13 protein-coding genes are annotated in these 13,147 nt (G+C 64.9%); 5 read left to right on the top strand and 8 right to left on the bottom strand.

Features of this window, described 5'->3' with window-relative positions; translation table 11 throughout:
* Positions 1-11: 11 nt before the first annotated feature.
* The 8 genes from ABZW16_RS08730 to ABZW16_RS08695 form a co-directional block, all read right to left on the bottom strand.
* A complete protein-coding gene (locus ABZW16_RS08730; RefSeq protein WP_354953703.1) occupies positions 12-998 on the bottom strand; it encodes a potassium channel protein in 987 nt (328 codons plus the stop codon).
* 57 nt (positions 999-1,055) lie between these two features.
* Positions 1,056-1,838 carry a hypothetical protein gene (locus ABZW16_RS08725; protein WP_354953701.1) on the bottom strand — a complete coding sequence of 261 codons (783 nt, stop codon included), beginning with the start codon at positions 1,836-1,838 and terminating at the stop codon, positions 1,056-1,058.
* A 504-nt stretch (positions 1,839-2,342) separates the two neighbouring features.
* Positions 2,343-2,669 (bottom strand): DUF1048 domain-containing protein, encoded by a 327-nt coding sequence (locus ABZW16_RS08720; protein WP_354953699.1) that lies wholly within the window; start codon positions 2,667-2,669, stop codon positions 2,343-2,345.
* A gap of 1 nt (position 2,670) precedes the next feature.
* The gene (locus ABZW16_RS08715) at positions 2,671-3,027 is read right to left on the bottom strand and encodes a DUF1048 domain-containing protein (protein ID WP_354953697.1); all 357 of its coding nucleotides are present in this window, start codon (positions 3,025-3,027) and stop codon (positions 2,671-2,673) included.
* Positions 3,024-3,332: a PadR family transcriptional regulator gene (locus ABZW16_RS08710; RefSeq protein ID WP_354953762.1), complete on the bottom strand. Its 309-nt coding sequence runs from the start codon at positions 3,330-3,332 to the stop codon at positions 3,024-3,026. The genes ABZW16_RS08715 and ABZW16_RS08710 overlap by 4 nt, the downstream gene beginning before the upstream one ends.
* Positions 3,333-3,854: 522 nt before the next feature.
* Positions 3,855-5,534 carry a glycerol-3-phosphate dehydrogenase gene (gene glpD, locus ABZW16_RS08705; RefSeq protein WP_354953695.1) on the bottom strand — a complete coding sequence of 560 codons (1,680 nt, stop codon included), beginning with the start codon at positions 5,532-5,534 and terminating at the stop codon, positions 3,855-3,857.
* A gap of 63 nt (positions 5,535-5,597) precedes the next feature.
* Entirely contained in the window at positions 5,598-7,118 is a 1,521-nt protein-coding gene (gene glpK / locus ABZW16_RS08700) for a glycerol kinase GlpK (protein WP_354953693.1), read from the bottom strand.
* 34 nt (positions 7,119-7,152) lie between these two features.
* Positions 7,153-7,968 (bottom strand): MIP/aquaporin family protein, encoded by an 816-nt coding sequence (locus ABZW16_RS08695; protein ID WP_354953691.1) that lies wholly within the window; start codon positions 7,966-7,968, stop codon positions 7,153-7,155.
* Between the two features lie 258 nt (positions 7,969-8,226).
* On the opposite strand from ABZW16_RS08695, the gene ABZW16_RS08690 reads away from it, so the two are divergent.
* The 5 genes from ABZW16_RS08690 (at position 8,227) to ABZW16_RS08670 (ending at position 13,119) form a co-directional block, all read left to right on the top strand.
* Positions 8,227-8,991, top strand: a complete 765-nt coding sequence (locus ABZW16_RS08690) for an IclR family transcriptional regulator (RefSeq protein WP_354953689.1) — start codon at positions 8,227-8,229, stop codon at positions 8,989-8,991.
* 65 nt (positions 8,992-9,056) lie between these two features.
* Complete coding sequence (gene glpK / locus ABZW16_RS08685; RefSeq protein WP_354953687.1) at positions 9,057-10,565, top strand: glycerol kinase GlpK; 1,509 nt, start codon at positions 9,057-9,059, stop codon at positions 10,563-10,565.
* A gap of 23 nt (positions 10,566-10,588) precedes the next feature.
* A complete protein-coding gene (locus ABZW16_RS08680) occupies positions 10,589-10,813 on the top strand; it encodes a hypothetical protein (RefSeq protein WP_354953685.1) in 225 nt (74 codons plus the stop codon).
* Between the two features lie 60 nt (positions 10,814-10,873).
* A complete protein-coding gene (locus ABZW16_RS08675) occupies positions 10,874-11,767 on the top strand; it encodes a DUF5995 family protein (protein ID WP_354953683.1) in 894 nt (297 codons plus the stop codon).
* A 44-nt stretch (positions 11,768-11,811) separates the two neighbouring features.
* Complete coding sequence (locus ABZW16_RS08670; RefSeq protein ID WP_354953681.1) at positions 11,812-13,119, top strand: VWA domain-containing protein; 1,308 nt, start codon at positions 11,812-11,814, stop codon at positions 13,117-13,119.
* Positions 13,120-13,147: the final 28 nt, after the last annotated feature.

The following is a 13,147-nucleotide window of genomic DNA, read 5'->3' as shown; positions in this document are numbered from 1 at the left end:
CGCTGTGCGACCTACTTGCCGCCCAGGGTTCGGATCGCGTCGAGTTGGGCCGGTGTCCCGAGGACGATCAGAATCGTATCGGCCTTCAGCGTGGTTTCGCCGGTGGGATTCGCGATGAACTGGCCGGTCGCCGTTCGGATGGCCAGTACCAGTGCGCCGGTTGTCTGGCGCAGTGCCGAATCCTTCAGGGAACGGCCGACCAAGGGGGATCCGGGGACGATCTCGACTTCTTCGATTCGGTAGTCGAGTGTGTCGTCGTGCATGACGACGTCGAGAAATTCGGCCACATTGGGCTGCAGGGCGAATGCGGCCATCCGGCGGCCGCCGATCAGCTGCGGGTTCACGGCTCGATTCGCACCGGCCCGCAGCAGTTTCGACTTCGAATCCTCGGTCCGGGCGCGGGCGATGATGACCAGGTCATGGCGCAGTGCACGGCTCGACAAGGTCACGTAGACGTTGTCGGCGTCGCTGTCGAGCGCGGCGATCAAGGCTTGGGCGCGGCCGATTCCGGCGGCCTGCAGAATGCTGTCGTCGGTGACATCGCCGAGCACATTGGGGTATTCGAGATCCTGCAGGCGCGCCGGGTCGCGATCGACGATCACGATCTGCTTGCCGAGTCCGCTGAGATATTGCACGCAGGAGCGGCCGACGCGGCCCCAGCCGCACACGATGACATGACCGGACATCCGGTCGATCCGGCGGTCCATGCGTCGCCTCTCCATTTGTTGGCGCAGATGTCCCTCGATCAGCGCCTCGAGCACGACACCGAACAGATACAGCGCGGTGCCCGCACCGACCAGGATGAGCAGCATCGTGAACACCATGCCCACCGCGTTGAGCGGGTGGACCTCGCGAAAGCCGACGGTGGTTATCGTGGTCACCGTCTGATAGAGCGCATCGAGCAACCCGAAACCGAGCAGGCCATACCCGATGGTTCCGACCAGCAGCATCAGCAAGAACGCCAAAAGCGCTCGGCTGATACGTCGTAACGGGCTCACGCGAGGATTGTCCACCCGCGGCAACGGTCGTATCCGGCAATTGCCGCGCGACGCGCGTTATGCGATTGTCGGTTGCTCCTCGGCTGGTATCGGGGAGATCGAGCCCTCGACAACTCCGACGGCCGCACCGACGGCGGCGCCGGCGGCGGCGGCCGGGGCGGCGATCACCGCATAGCCGATGGCCGCGCCGATAATGGGGACGACCACCAGGCCCGCCGGGAGGAATGGGATTCCGGCGATGAAGCCTGCGACCGCACCGACGGCGGCACTGGTGCTGGCGATCGGGCTCGCCAGGGTGGAGCCCACCGACGCGCCGATGACCGCGTCACCCACGACAGCACTGGCGATCTGGTCGGAACGAGCGCGTTCGACACCTCCCGACTGCAGGGCCTGGGACAGCGCGGATTCGGTGCCCGCGGAAGCGTCATTGATCTGGGCGGCCACCTCGGGCGGCAGAAAATCCGGGCGATCGACCTGGACTTTGCCGATCCGGATGCGGTTGGCGGGGGCAGCGAAGGGTGCCTGCGGGACTTGGCCCGGCAGTGCCGCGTTCGGACCGTCCGGCACCACGAAGTCCGGATCGGCCACGGGTGCGGCGGCGTAGTGCAGCGGCAAGGGTGTGAATGCGGCCGGGTCGTCGACCGGAGCCGATGGATCGGCGATGAGCGCCAGTCCATAGGGAGTCCGCGACAGCGTCGCGGTACCGAGTGATTGCGACTCGGCACTGGCAGATGCGGTGCTGGTCAGGGCGACGGACAGGGGGAGCGCACTGGCTAGGATCAGTGCGGCTGTGCGTCGACGGATGGGATGAACCTGAACGGCGGGCTGATGTTGGCCCATGGGCTACCTCATTCCGAACATCGGTTGGTTACTTACCTACATTCGGAACAGTCCGCCTTTCGGATGAATACGAATTTCGAGGTTGTGTGCGCTGGCTGATGCGAGCGGGTGGCGGTGCGGTTCCGTGCCACCAATGTGGCGGTCCGAACCGGCTTGCACCGTCGAGCCCCGGCACTCGCGAGCACCGCATTGCGCCGGTCCCCGGTCGCCTCTGCCAGCCGCGCCGAAACGAATCCGCCACCCAAATCCATACCGGCACCGGTGATAACGAGCCCACCGGCCTCGATCAGCGGGGTCAACTCGGCCCGAGCGCTCCGGCATCGGACCGTGCCGCCCACACCACGGCCGCAACATCGGGCAGATCGCGCGCCCGCGGATCCACTGGCTCCCCGCTCTCGACCCGGCATCGGAATCCTGAAGCAGAGGTCTATGTGTGGTTTCCAGCGCAAAGCCAACGTTTACGAGCCGTGAGTTCGGTGATCAGTCCGTGCGAGACGATGGAGATCATCTCGTTCCCTTTGACTTCCTTGCTGCCACGGACTCCTGATAGATGTCGGCGTAGGTTCGTGAGTCTTTTACCAGGTCATCGGCGAAAGCCGCGACATCATTGCCAATGAGTTCCATGACTCCTTTGTCAGCTGCGACCCCTTCCTCGAAGAAATCGACAATCCCCGAGAGCAAGCTCCCGTCGACCAGTTCGACCGGCCCGATCTTGAAAAAGTACTTTTGCATCTCTTTGTAGACGATCTGGTAATCGGGTGGGAGCGCCTTGACTCGCGCCATGTGCGCCCGCCACGCTCTCTTACCTTCGATGATGTCGTGGATGCCCACCTTATCCTCCTAGCCGGCCCAGTTTCTTTGCAACGTTCTTGTTCAGCTGCGTGCGCCACTTGTCGTGAAAGCTCTTGGCTCCTTCTTCGCCAGCAATGGCCGCACAGAAGCCTTTGATGTCGTCGCCCAGTGCCTCGTGGACACTCTGACCATCCGACGCTGTTTCCTCGAGCAGCCCCAGAGCGCCGTCGAGAATGGGCATCAAGTTGCGACCCGTGAAGTCTCCGTAGGGGAAGAGATGGATCTGGATCTCTTCCCACGCCGTTTGATACTCGGTCGGGAGGGCCTTGGCTCGAGCTATGAAGGCTTTATATTCCCTGGTGAGATCGCTGCCTGTGATTGTCTCCCAGAAATTCATTGGTTGCTTTCCTTGAGATCATTGATGCGTGATGAGACGTATTCCCATTTCGTCCAGAATGTCGCGAGTTCTTTGCGTCCAGCATCGTTGAGTGTGTAAAATTTGCGCGGCGGGCCGACTTCGGACGGTCGTTTTGAAACATCGACCAATCTGTTCTTCTCCAACCGCAGCAGAATGGTGTAGACCGTCCCTTCGATGACGTCTGCGAAACCGAGTTCATTCAGCCGGCGCGTGATGGCGTAACCATATGTCTCCTCGGTGTCGATGATCTCGAGGACGCAGCCCTCGAGCGTACCTTTCAGCATTTCCGTCAAATTGTCCGTAGCAGGCCTCCTTCGATCGAAAGCGCACTATTCAGTGCTACTGACTACCACTAGACTGTATCACAGAGTAGATGTCGAGACACCCCTCTCGAAGAGGTCGTCACGGAGCGGCCGTGGGTCGCGGTCGGGCGTTGATGTGCACCATCGCCGATTGCAGTAGGTGCGGCGCCAGCATCGACGCCTCGGCGTGCGCGCGGTCAGCGCCGGTGAGTTGGGAATCCTTGCCCGAGCCGTGATTCCGAGTCCGAGGTTTCGGTTCCCATTGCCCGGCTGAAGGCCAAGGCTCTGGCAGCTGCGCGATATCTCGAGCCGCGTCGATATGGCACGGGCGGTTGGGCTTTCGCACGCGCATTTCAGCCGGGAGTTCCGGCGGGTGTTCGGAGAGTCGCCGCAGGGTGTTGACCAGGCGGTTGGAGCGGGCCGCAGCGCTGCAGAGTTGACCGACACCGAATACAACTCGGCCCTGTGCGGTAGCTACCGCACAGGGCCGAGTCGCGATTCGGATCAGGCCACGGCGACCAAACGGGCCGCATTGGCCGACTCGTCGTCGGCGGCCTTATTGGCCGCCAGCTCGGCCTCGACCCGCTCGCGATAGCGGGTGACTTCGCGGTCGGTGGTCGCGGCATCCCAACCGAGTCGGGCGCCCATGAGGTAGGCCACCGCGGGGGCGGCGGTCAGACCGCGGTCCGCGGCTTCGATGGAGATGCGGGTGCGGCGGGTCAGGACGTCATCGAGATGCAGTGCGCCCTCGTGAGTTACCGCGTAGACGACCTCGGCACCGAGGTACTCGTCGGCACCCGGGAGCGGTTCGGCCAACTCCGGTTCGGCGGTGATCAGATCGAAAAGTTCGGAGACACCCGATCCGTAGCGGCCGAGCAGATGTTCGACGGTCGCGACGGGCAGGCCCGCGCGCTGCGCGACGCTGTGCACGTCGGCGGCCAGTTCCTGATAGCCAACGGCGCCGAGCAGCGGCAGATGTTCGGTCACCGACGGGGCGGCGGCGCGGCCGAAGCCCTTGACGGCGGCATCGACCACATCGGCGGCCATCACCCGGTAGGTGGTGTACTTGCCGCCCGCGATCACGAACAGACCCGGAACCGGTTCCGCGACAGCGTGTTCGCGCGACAGCGATGCGGTATCGCTGGACGCACCCGACAGCAGCGGCCGCAGACCCGCGTAGGTGCCGACAATATCGTTGCGAGTCAACGGCTCTCGCAGCACCGCGTTCATATGGTCGAGGATGTACTGCACATCGGCGTCGCTGGCGACGGGATGGTTCTTGTCCAGCGCCCAGTCGGTGTCGGTGGTGCCGATGATCCAGTGCCGAGCCCACGGGATCACGAACAGCACACTCTTCTCGGTGCGCATGATCAGACCGGTATCCAGGTCGAGCCGTTCACGCGGGACCAGAATGTGCACGCCCTTGGACATGCGCACGTGGAATGGGAATTTCACGCCGGTCATCTCGTTCATCTCATCGGTCCAGACACCGGTCGCGCTGATCACCCGGCGGGCGCGCACGGTGTATTCGCGACCGGTCTCCAGATCGGTGACGTGCGCGCCGATGACGCGCTCGCCGTCACGCAGCAGTCCGGTGACCTTGGTGCGGGTGAGTACCGTCGCGCCGTGCTGTGCTGCGGTGCGCGCGATGGTCATGGTGTGGCGGGCGTCGTCGACCTGTGCGTCGAAGTAGCGGATCGCGCCGATCATCGCGTCGTCACGCAGCGCTGGCGCCAATTCCATTGCGCGCGTGTGCGATAGGTGCCGGTGCATGGGCAGCGCCCTGGCTCCGCCGATGGTGTCGTACAGCGCGACGCCAGCGCCGATGTAGGCGCGCTCCCATACCCGGTGCTGCAGCGGCAGCAGGAACGACACCGGCCGCACCAGATGCGGTGCGAGCCGGTGCAGCAGCAGGCCGCGTTCCTTCAATGCCTCACGTACCAGCCAGAAGTCGAGCTGCTCCAGGTAGCGCAGGCCACCGTGGATGAGCTTGCTCGAACGGCTCGAGGTGCCCGCGGCGAAGTCCCTGGCCTCGACCATGGTGACGGTCAGGCCGCGCGCTGCCGCGTCGAGGGCGGCACCGGCGCCGACCACGCCGCCGCCGATAACCAGTACGTCGATTTCATTGTCGCCCAATGTGTTCAGCGCATCGGCGCGGTAGTTCGGGTCCAAACGTGCGGACACGGTACGTCTCCTTGTTTCGGTGCTACTCAGTCTTCGGGTTCGGGCCGAGCTGGTTTTCGAGGGTCATTCGTCCACATCGATCCAGTCGAGGGTGCGCGTGACGGCCTTTTTCCAACGGGCATAACCGCGTTCGCGCTGCTCTTCGGTCCAGGTCGGGGTCCAGCGCTTGTCCTCGTGCCAGTTCTGCACGAGTTCATCGGTGTCGCTCCAGAATCCGACCGCCAGCCCCGCGGCGTAGGCGGCGCCGAGTGCGGTGGTCTCGGCGACCACCGGTCGCGAGACGGGCACATCGAGGAAGTCGGCCTGCAACTGCATGCACAGTTCGTTGGCGGTGACGCCGCCGTCCACGCGCAGGGTGTCCAGGCGCACACCGGAATCGGCCTCCATGGCCTCGACGACATCGCGGGTCTGGTAGCAGATCGATTCCAGCGTGGCCCGCGCGAGATGGGCATTGGTGCTGTAGCGGGACAGGCCGACGATGGCGCCGCGCGCATCCGAACGCCAATACGGTGCGAACAGTCCGGAGAACGCGGGTACGAAGTACACCCCACCGTTGTCCTCGGCCTGCCTGGCCAGTGATTCGCTCTGTGCCGCACCGGAAATGACACCGAGCTGATCGCGCAGCCACTGCACGGCCGAACCGGTGACCGCGATCGAACCCTCCAGCGCGTACACCGGCTTGTCGTCGCCGAACTGGTAGGCGACGGTGGTGAGCAGGCCGTGCTGCGAGCGCACGATCTCGGTTCCGGTATTGAGCAGCAGGAAGTTTCCGGTGCCGTAGGTGTTCTTGGCCTCACCCGGACGGAAGCACACCTGACCGACGGTGGCGGCCTGCTGATCGCCGAGCACACCGGCCAGCGGCACCTCGCCGCCGAACGGGCCGTCGGCCCTGGTCTTGCCGAACAGTTCCGGATTCGATGAGGGTGCGATGGTCGGCAGCATCGCGCGCGGAATCCCGAACAGCGAGAGCAGTTCGTCGTCCCAATCGCAGGATTCCAGATCCATCAGCATGGTGCGACTGGCATTGGTCGGATCGGTGACATGCACCCCGCCGTCGATGCCGCCGGTGAGATTCCACAGCAGCCAGGTGTCGGTGGTGCCGAAGATCGCCTCGCCCCGCTCGGCATCGGCGGCGACGCCGGGGACGTTGTCCAGGATCCAGCGCAGTTTGCCGCCGGAGAAATAGGTGGCGGGCGGCAAGCCGGCCTTGCGGCGGATGACTTCGCCATGACCCGCGCGTTCCAGGTCGGCGGCGATCTTATCGGTCCTGGTGTCCTGCCAGACGATGGCGTTGCAGTACGGACGCCCGGTCCGGCGATTCCACACCACCGTGGTTTCACGCTGGTTGGTGACACCGACCGCGGCCAGATCGCTCGCGACGAGATCGGCCTTGTTGAGTGTGGAGGCGATGACCGAGCGGGTGCGCTCCCAGATCTCGGTCGGATTGTGCTCGACCCACCCCGCGCGCGGCAGGATCTGCTCGTGCTCGAGCTGGTGGCGGGCGATCTCGTTGCCGCCATGGTCGAACACCATGAAGCGTGTGCTGGTGGTGCCCTGATCGATGGCGCCGACGTACTGGCTCATCGCTGTCCTTTCGAAAAACGCATGGGAAGAAGATTCAGAACAGGAATTGCGCGGCGAGTCCGGCGAGCGCGCCGCCAACCAGCGGGCCGAGTACCGGCACCCAGGCATAGGACCAGTCGGAGTTGCTGCGACGGGGTTCGGTGGGGTGTTCGGGCAGCTGTTCGGCATATCCCGCACCCGCCGCGACCGGGATTCGCGCGGACTGCGCTGGCGCGGGCTTGCCGATCGGCAGCAGCGCGTGCGCGATGCGTGGCCCGAGGTCACGGGCCGGGTTGATGGCGTAACCGGTCGGGCCGCCGAGCGAGGCGCCGATGCCGACGACCAGCAGTGCCGCGGCGACCGGACCCAATCCGGTCGGGGTGTGGCCGAACGCCATGATCACCAGAACCAGGACGAATGTGCCGATCACCTCGGTGGCGAGGTTCCACCGCAGGGCACGGATCGCGGGCCCGGTGGCGAAGACCGCCAGCTTCTTGTCCGCATCGGTCTCGGCGTCGAAGTGCCGTTTATAGGCCAGATAGGCCAGATTCGCGCCGAGGAAGGCACCGACCATTTGCCCGCCGAGATAGGCGATGGTGTTGACGACCGAAATATCGACACCGGGCGCGTACTCGTCCGCGCCACTGAAGAGAATGCCGATGGTGACCGCGGGATTGAGGTGACCGCCCGATTTGTAGGCGACGTACACCCCGGCCATGACGCCGAGACCCCATCCCATATTGATCAGCAGCCAGCCGCCGTCGTATCCCTTGGATTTGGTCAGCAACACATTCGCGACCACGCCGACACCGAGTAGCAGCAGGATCCCTGTGCCGAGTGCCTCGCTTACGAATACCGAGCCGAAGTTCACCGTTGAGCCTCCGTCTGAAAATGCCAGCCGCGGTTGCGGCTGCTGGCGCAGAGGTTACGACCGCGTTCCCGTACCGGACATAGCTCGCGTTCGACAATGCCGAACGGTTGTGGTGGCCGTCGCACTGCGCCGCCACTACTGTCCAGCGACCGTGGAGGTCACCATGACGCAGGTCACACCTCATAGCGCGGGTGTTGCTCGGAGGTCCCTACGCATTCGACATTGTCGAACTCGCAGGTTCCGGATAGGTTTCGGCGTATGCCCGGTCCGATCCAATCGATCGAACGAGCGGCGGCCGTCCTACAGCTGCTCGCTCGGGGTTCCGGCCGCCTCGGGGTCGGTGAGATCGCGGGTGCGCTCGATCTGGCCAAGCCGACCGCGCACGGCATTCTGCGTACGCTGCAGGGTGTCGGATTCGTCGAACAGGATCGGGCCAGCGGCAAATACCAGCTCGGTGCGGCCGTCTTGCATCTCGGGACCAGCTATCTCGATAACAACGAGCTGCGCTCGCGGGCGATCAACTGGGCCGATGCCTTGGCCGCGCGCACGGGTGAGTCGGTGCGAATCGGAGCGGCTGCGGAAGGAGATGTGGTGGTCGTGCACCATGTCTTCCGCCCGGACAATACCGAGCAGGCGCTCGAGGTCGGGGAACTGCTGCCGATGCACGCGACCGCGCTCGGCAAGGTGCTACTCGCTTATGACGCCGAGGTGGCCGCCGCCGTCCGCGCCGGTGAGCTGGCGCGGCTCACCCGGCGCACGATCGTCGACCGGGCGGCGCTCAACCGGGCGCTCGCGGCGGTTCGGCAGGCCGGATGGGCCGGAGAGACCGAGGAGTTCCGGTCCGGCGTCGCCGCTATCGCGGCGCCGATCCGCGCGCACGGCGGACTGGTGGTCGGCGCAATCGGGATCAGCGGGCGGGTCGACCGGCTCTGTGATTCGCAGCTGCGGCATCGGCCGACGCTGGTCGGCCTGGTGCGCGATGCCGCGTACGCGGTATCGCGGGATCTCGGTGCCGGGCACTGAGTTCGCTGAACTCGATCCGAATCACGCTCCACCGAACCGAATTTTCATCCGATAGGAAGCAGGCGATGTCGCAACGCTATGTGCTGGCGATCGACCAGGGCACCACCTCGACCAGGTGCATCCTGTTCGATCAGCGTGCCCGCCTGGCCGGTGTCGCCCAGCGCGAACACCAGCAGTACTATCCGCGTCCGGGCTGGGTCGAACAGGACGCGATGGAGATCTGGCGCAATGTCGAGCGGCTCGTCCCGCAGGCATTGCGGGATTCGGGTATTGCCGCCGAACAGGTTGTGGCCCTCGGCATCGCCAATCAGCGCGAAACCACGGTGGTCTGGGATCGGCGCACCGGCGTGCCGATCGGGCGAGCGATCGTCTGGCAGGATATGCGCAGCGATGACCTGGTGCGCGAATTCGACAGTAAGCCGGGTGCGGAACGGATCCGCGAATTATGCGGTCTGCCGCTTGCGGGCTATTTCGCCGCGCCGCGCCTGCGTTGGCTGCTGGATGCCATTCCGGGACTGCGGGATCGGGCCGAGCGCGGCGACGTGCTGTTCGGCACCATGGAGACCTGGCTGATCTGGAATCTGACCGGCGGTGCGGACGGCGGTGTGCATCGCACCGATGTCACCAATGCCAGCCGCACATTGCTGATGAATCTCACCACGCTGGCCTGGGATCGGGAACTACTGGAATTCTTCGGAATTCCCGCCGCGATGCTGCCGACCATTCAGCCCTCGACCGCGTCCTACGGGACGACCAGTCGCGTGGTGCCCGGCATCCGGATCGCCGCCGCACTCGGCGACCAGCACGCCGCGCTGTTCGGCCAAACCTGTTTCGCCCGTGGGGAAACCAAATGCACCTACGGGACCGGGGGCTTTCTGATGATGAATACCGGGCGAGAACTGGTGCAGTCGTCACACGGTCTGCTCACCACGATCGGGTATCAGATCGAGTCCGAACCGGTGTACGCGCTGGAGGGGCCGATCGCGGTCGCCGGATCGCTGGTGCAGTGGGTGCGCGACAATATCGGCCTGGTGTCGAGTGCGCCCGAAATCGAAACCCTTGCTCGCACAGTCGAAGACAATGGCGGCTGTTATATCGTGCCCGCCTTCTCCGGTCTGTACGCGCCGCATTGGCGCAGCGATGCGCGGGGTCTGGTCATCGGCCTGACCTCCTATATCACCAAGGGCCACCTCGCCCGCGCGGTACTGGAGGCAACCGCCTGGCAGACCCGCGAAGTCGTCGACGCCATGAACGCCGACTCCGGTCTGCATGCCCGCACCTTGCGCGTCGACGGTGGCATGACCTCCGACAACCTGCTCATGCAGATAGTTGCCGACGTCCTCGACATTCCCGTCATGCGCCCCTTCGTCGCCGAAACCGTCTCCCTCGGAGCCGCTTACGCCGCCGGTCTCGCCGTCGGCTACTGGCCGGACCTGGAAGGTCTGCGCAGCAATTGGCGCCTGGCGGGCCAATGGATCCCCCGAATGGACCCGATCCACCGCGCCGATGAATACGACAACTGGAAACGCGCAGTAGCCCTCACCTTCGGCTGGGCGCGGTCGAAACGGCAATAGGTACCCCGACCAGCGCCCCTGACGTGGTCGCATGCACCGTCGAGATCGCTCGCATCGATGTCCGTCGCTTCCGCGATGCCCTTGTCGCGGATCAACAAGTCCGCGAACACCTTGTCGGCCGATCGGTCACCGAATCCGGCACTCTCATCGTGGTCGCCGATATCGACCTGCCCCAGCGCTTCGTCGCATTGAGCGGCACTTGGAACGCCGCCAGCTTCCAATACGGTGACCGCGAGTTCGTCGGATAGCCCGGTCGGCGCGCCCCGACGCAGTCGGCGCAAACCTGAATCACGCTTTAGACTTCGGCGGTGCGAACTTCGTTGCGACCGGCCGTCCTGGGTCTGATCAGTGCGATGCTCGTGATGGCCGTCGGGTCGACCCCGGCGGCCATTGCGCAAGCGGTCGACCCGGCGGTCTGCGGCACGCCGCTCTCGCCGGATGAGCTGGACACCATCGCCCGGCTCTCCGATACCGGCACGCTGGCCGGAGATGCGTTGCAGCGGTTGACGATCGCGGTGGCGCGCCATCATGAGATCACCGACATCCTGGTCGCGCATCGGGATCGGCGCGGGCTGTTCCCACTCGGACTCGACGGTGTCGAGCAGTCGGCGGTTATGCCCTTGCAGCGTGATCCCGTCGCATTTCGGGACCGGGAGTACGCGCATGCGATCAGCCTCGAGCTACTGGGGCGATTCCTGAAAAACCTGCATGCGGCCTTTACCGGCGCGCCCGTCGAGCCACACTGGGCGCGGTATTTCGAGCTGGCCCGGCGGTGTGAGGTGTCGCCCGCCCGCGTCGCGATGGCGGGCTACAACGCGCATTTGACCGTGGATCTCGCGTATTCGGTGGCGTCCGTGGGCAGTAAGCCGGACAACGCACCCGACTACTTCAAGATTGTCGATGCCATTGCGTCATCCGGTCAGGTGATCGTCGATCGCACCAAGGAGGTCTACAACGGGGATCTCGGTCCGCTGTGGCGGTTCTATTTCCTCGGTGAGGGGCTGGACCTGCTGCTCGGTGCGGGGGTCGCGACCGGTCCGCTCCTGCGGGCCGCGGATCTCGGGTACAACGTGGTGATCTACGGCAATGGGCTGGCGCTGGAGGATCCCGGACTGCACGATGCGACCGTGGTGGAAGTCGGGCTGCTCAGTGCTTCCGTCGATGCTGCACTGGATGTGTTGACGCTGCTCAGAGGTTTGTGAGACACCTAGGCGGTACGGGTCTGGTGGCAGGGCAAGGAGTCGCGGTGGGCACATCACTCGTCAAGGGACAGAACGGCCCGCTGGCGGTGTCGAATGTCGTTGTCTCGGTGCAATCGGCGGCAGCGGTCGATGTTTCGGCGCTATTGGTCAACGATGCGGGCCGGGTGCGTACCGACGCCGACTTCGTCTTCTTCAATCAGCCGAATGCGCCCGGTGTCGGGTTGCGGTCGGGAATGCCTGCGGCGCTGGTCGTTTCCACGGCCGAAGTATCCGCGGAAATCGATCGAATTCGGGTGGTCATTACGCTGGATGATGCCACCGCAACTTTCGGGCAATTTCCGCCACCGGTTGCCACCGTCGCCGACGGATCCGGAAACATCCTGTACGAGTACGTGATCGGTGGGCTCGGCGCCGAATCGGTCGTGATCGCAGTGGAACTGTATCGGCGTAATTCCGACTGGAAGATCCGCGCGGTTGGGCAGGGCTATGCGGGTGGGTTCGCCGCGCTGGTCACCGACCACGGGGTGAGCGTCGACGATGAACCCGCACCGGTGTCCGTTGCGCCGGTGGGATTCCCGGCGCCCGCCGCAACGGCAGCGCCTCCGGCACCTGCCGCCGCCCCCGAAGTCCGCACCGTCCCCGGTGAGGCCGCACTCTCCTTCGAGAAGCGCGCCACCCTCGACCTGCGCAAACGCGAGGTCGCCAAGGTCCTGATCACCAAGAACGCCTTCGGGATTCGTGCCCGAGTCGTCCTGGTCATCGATAAAACCCTCAGCATGAGCAGGCAATACAGCAAAGGGGTCGTGCACCGCGTCGTCCAGCGGATGATCCCGGTGGCCACCCAACTCGACGAGGACGGCACCCTGGAGGCCTACCTCTACGCTCTGTCCTTCGCGAAACTGCCTGATATCACCATCGAACACGGCGATGCATGGGCCCAGACCTTCCTGCACCTCACCGGCATCCACCAGGGCATCGACTACGCCAGAATCGGTGGCCGCAATGACGAACTGCCGATCATGCGCGACATCATCGCCTCATTGCGCCCCGGCGGCACCCCGACCCTGGTGCTGTTCTTCACCGACGGCGGGTTCGCCAAGAAGCGTGAAATCACCGCACTCATGCGCGATGCGTCTCGGCTGCCCGCCTTTTGGCAGTTCGTTGGCCTCGGCAAAGCCAACTACGGCCTGCTGCGGACCCTCGACGAAATGTCGGATCGTGTGGTCGACAATGCGGGTTTCTTCGCCCTCGACGACATCGACCAGGTGGACGACGCGCAGCTCTATGCCCGCCTGCTCGGCGAGTTCCCGGACTGGCTGCGCGCCGCGACCCGGGCGGGCATCCTCGGCTGAATCATCGGCGAACCGAAAGACGCTCGCG

This window comes from Nocardia sp. NPDC004604 (genome assembly GCF_040609795.1).
Classification (GTDB): Bacteria; Actinomycetota; Actinomycetes; order Mycobacteriales; family Mycobacteriaceae; genus Nocardia.
Note: the sequence above shows the minus strand (reverse complement) of the source record. Positions and strands in the feature narration are given on the sequence as shown.

Coding starts and splice junctions, on each gene's coding strand:
- ABZW16_RS08715 (WP_354953697.1), bottom strand. CDS start 3,027: ATGAATTTCTGGGAGACAATCACAGGCAGCGATCTCACCAGGGAATAT.
- ABZW16_RS08690 (WP_354953689.1), top strand. CDS start 8,227: ATGCCCGGTCCGATCCAATCGATCGAACGAGCGGCGGCCGTCCTACAG.
- ABZW16_RS08725 (WP_354953701.1), bottom strand. CDS start 1,838: ATGGGCCAACATCAGCCCGCCGTTCAGGTTCATCCCATCCGTCGACGC.
- glpK (WP_354953693.1), bottom strand. CDS start 7,118: ATGAGCCAGTACGTCGGCGCCATCGATCAGGGCACCACCAGCACACGC.
- ABZW16_RS08710 (WP_354953762.1), bottom strand. CDS start 3,332: ATGCTGAAAGGTACGCTCGAGGGCTGCGTCCTCGAGATCATCGACACC.
- glpK (WP_354953687.1), top strand. CDS start 9,057: ATGTCGCAACGCTATGTGCTGGCGATCGACCAGGGCACCACCTCGACC.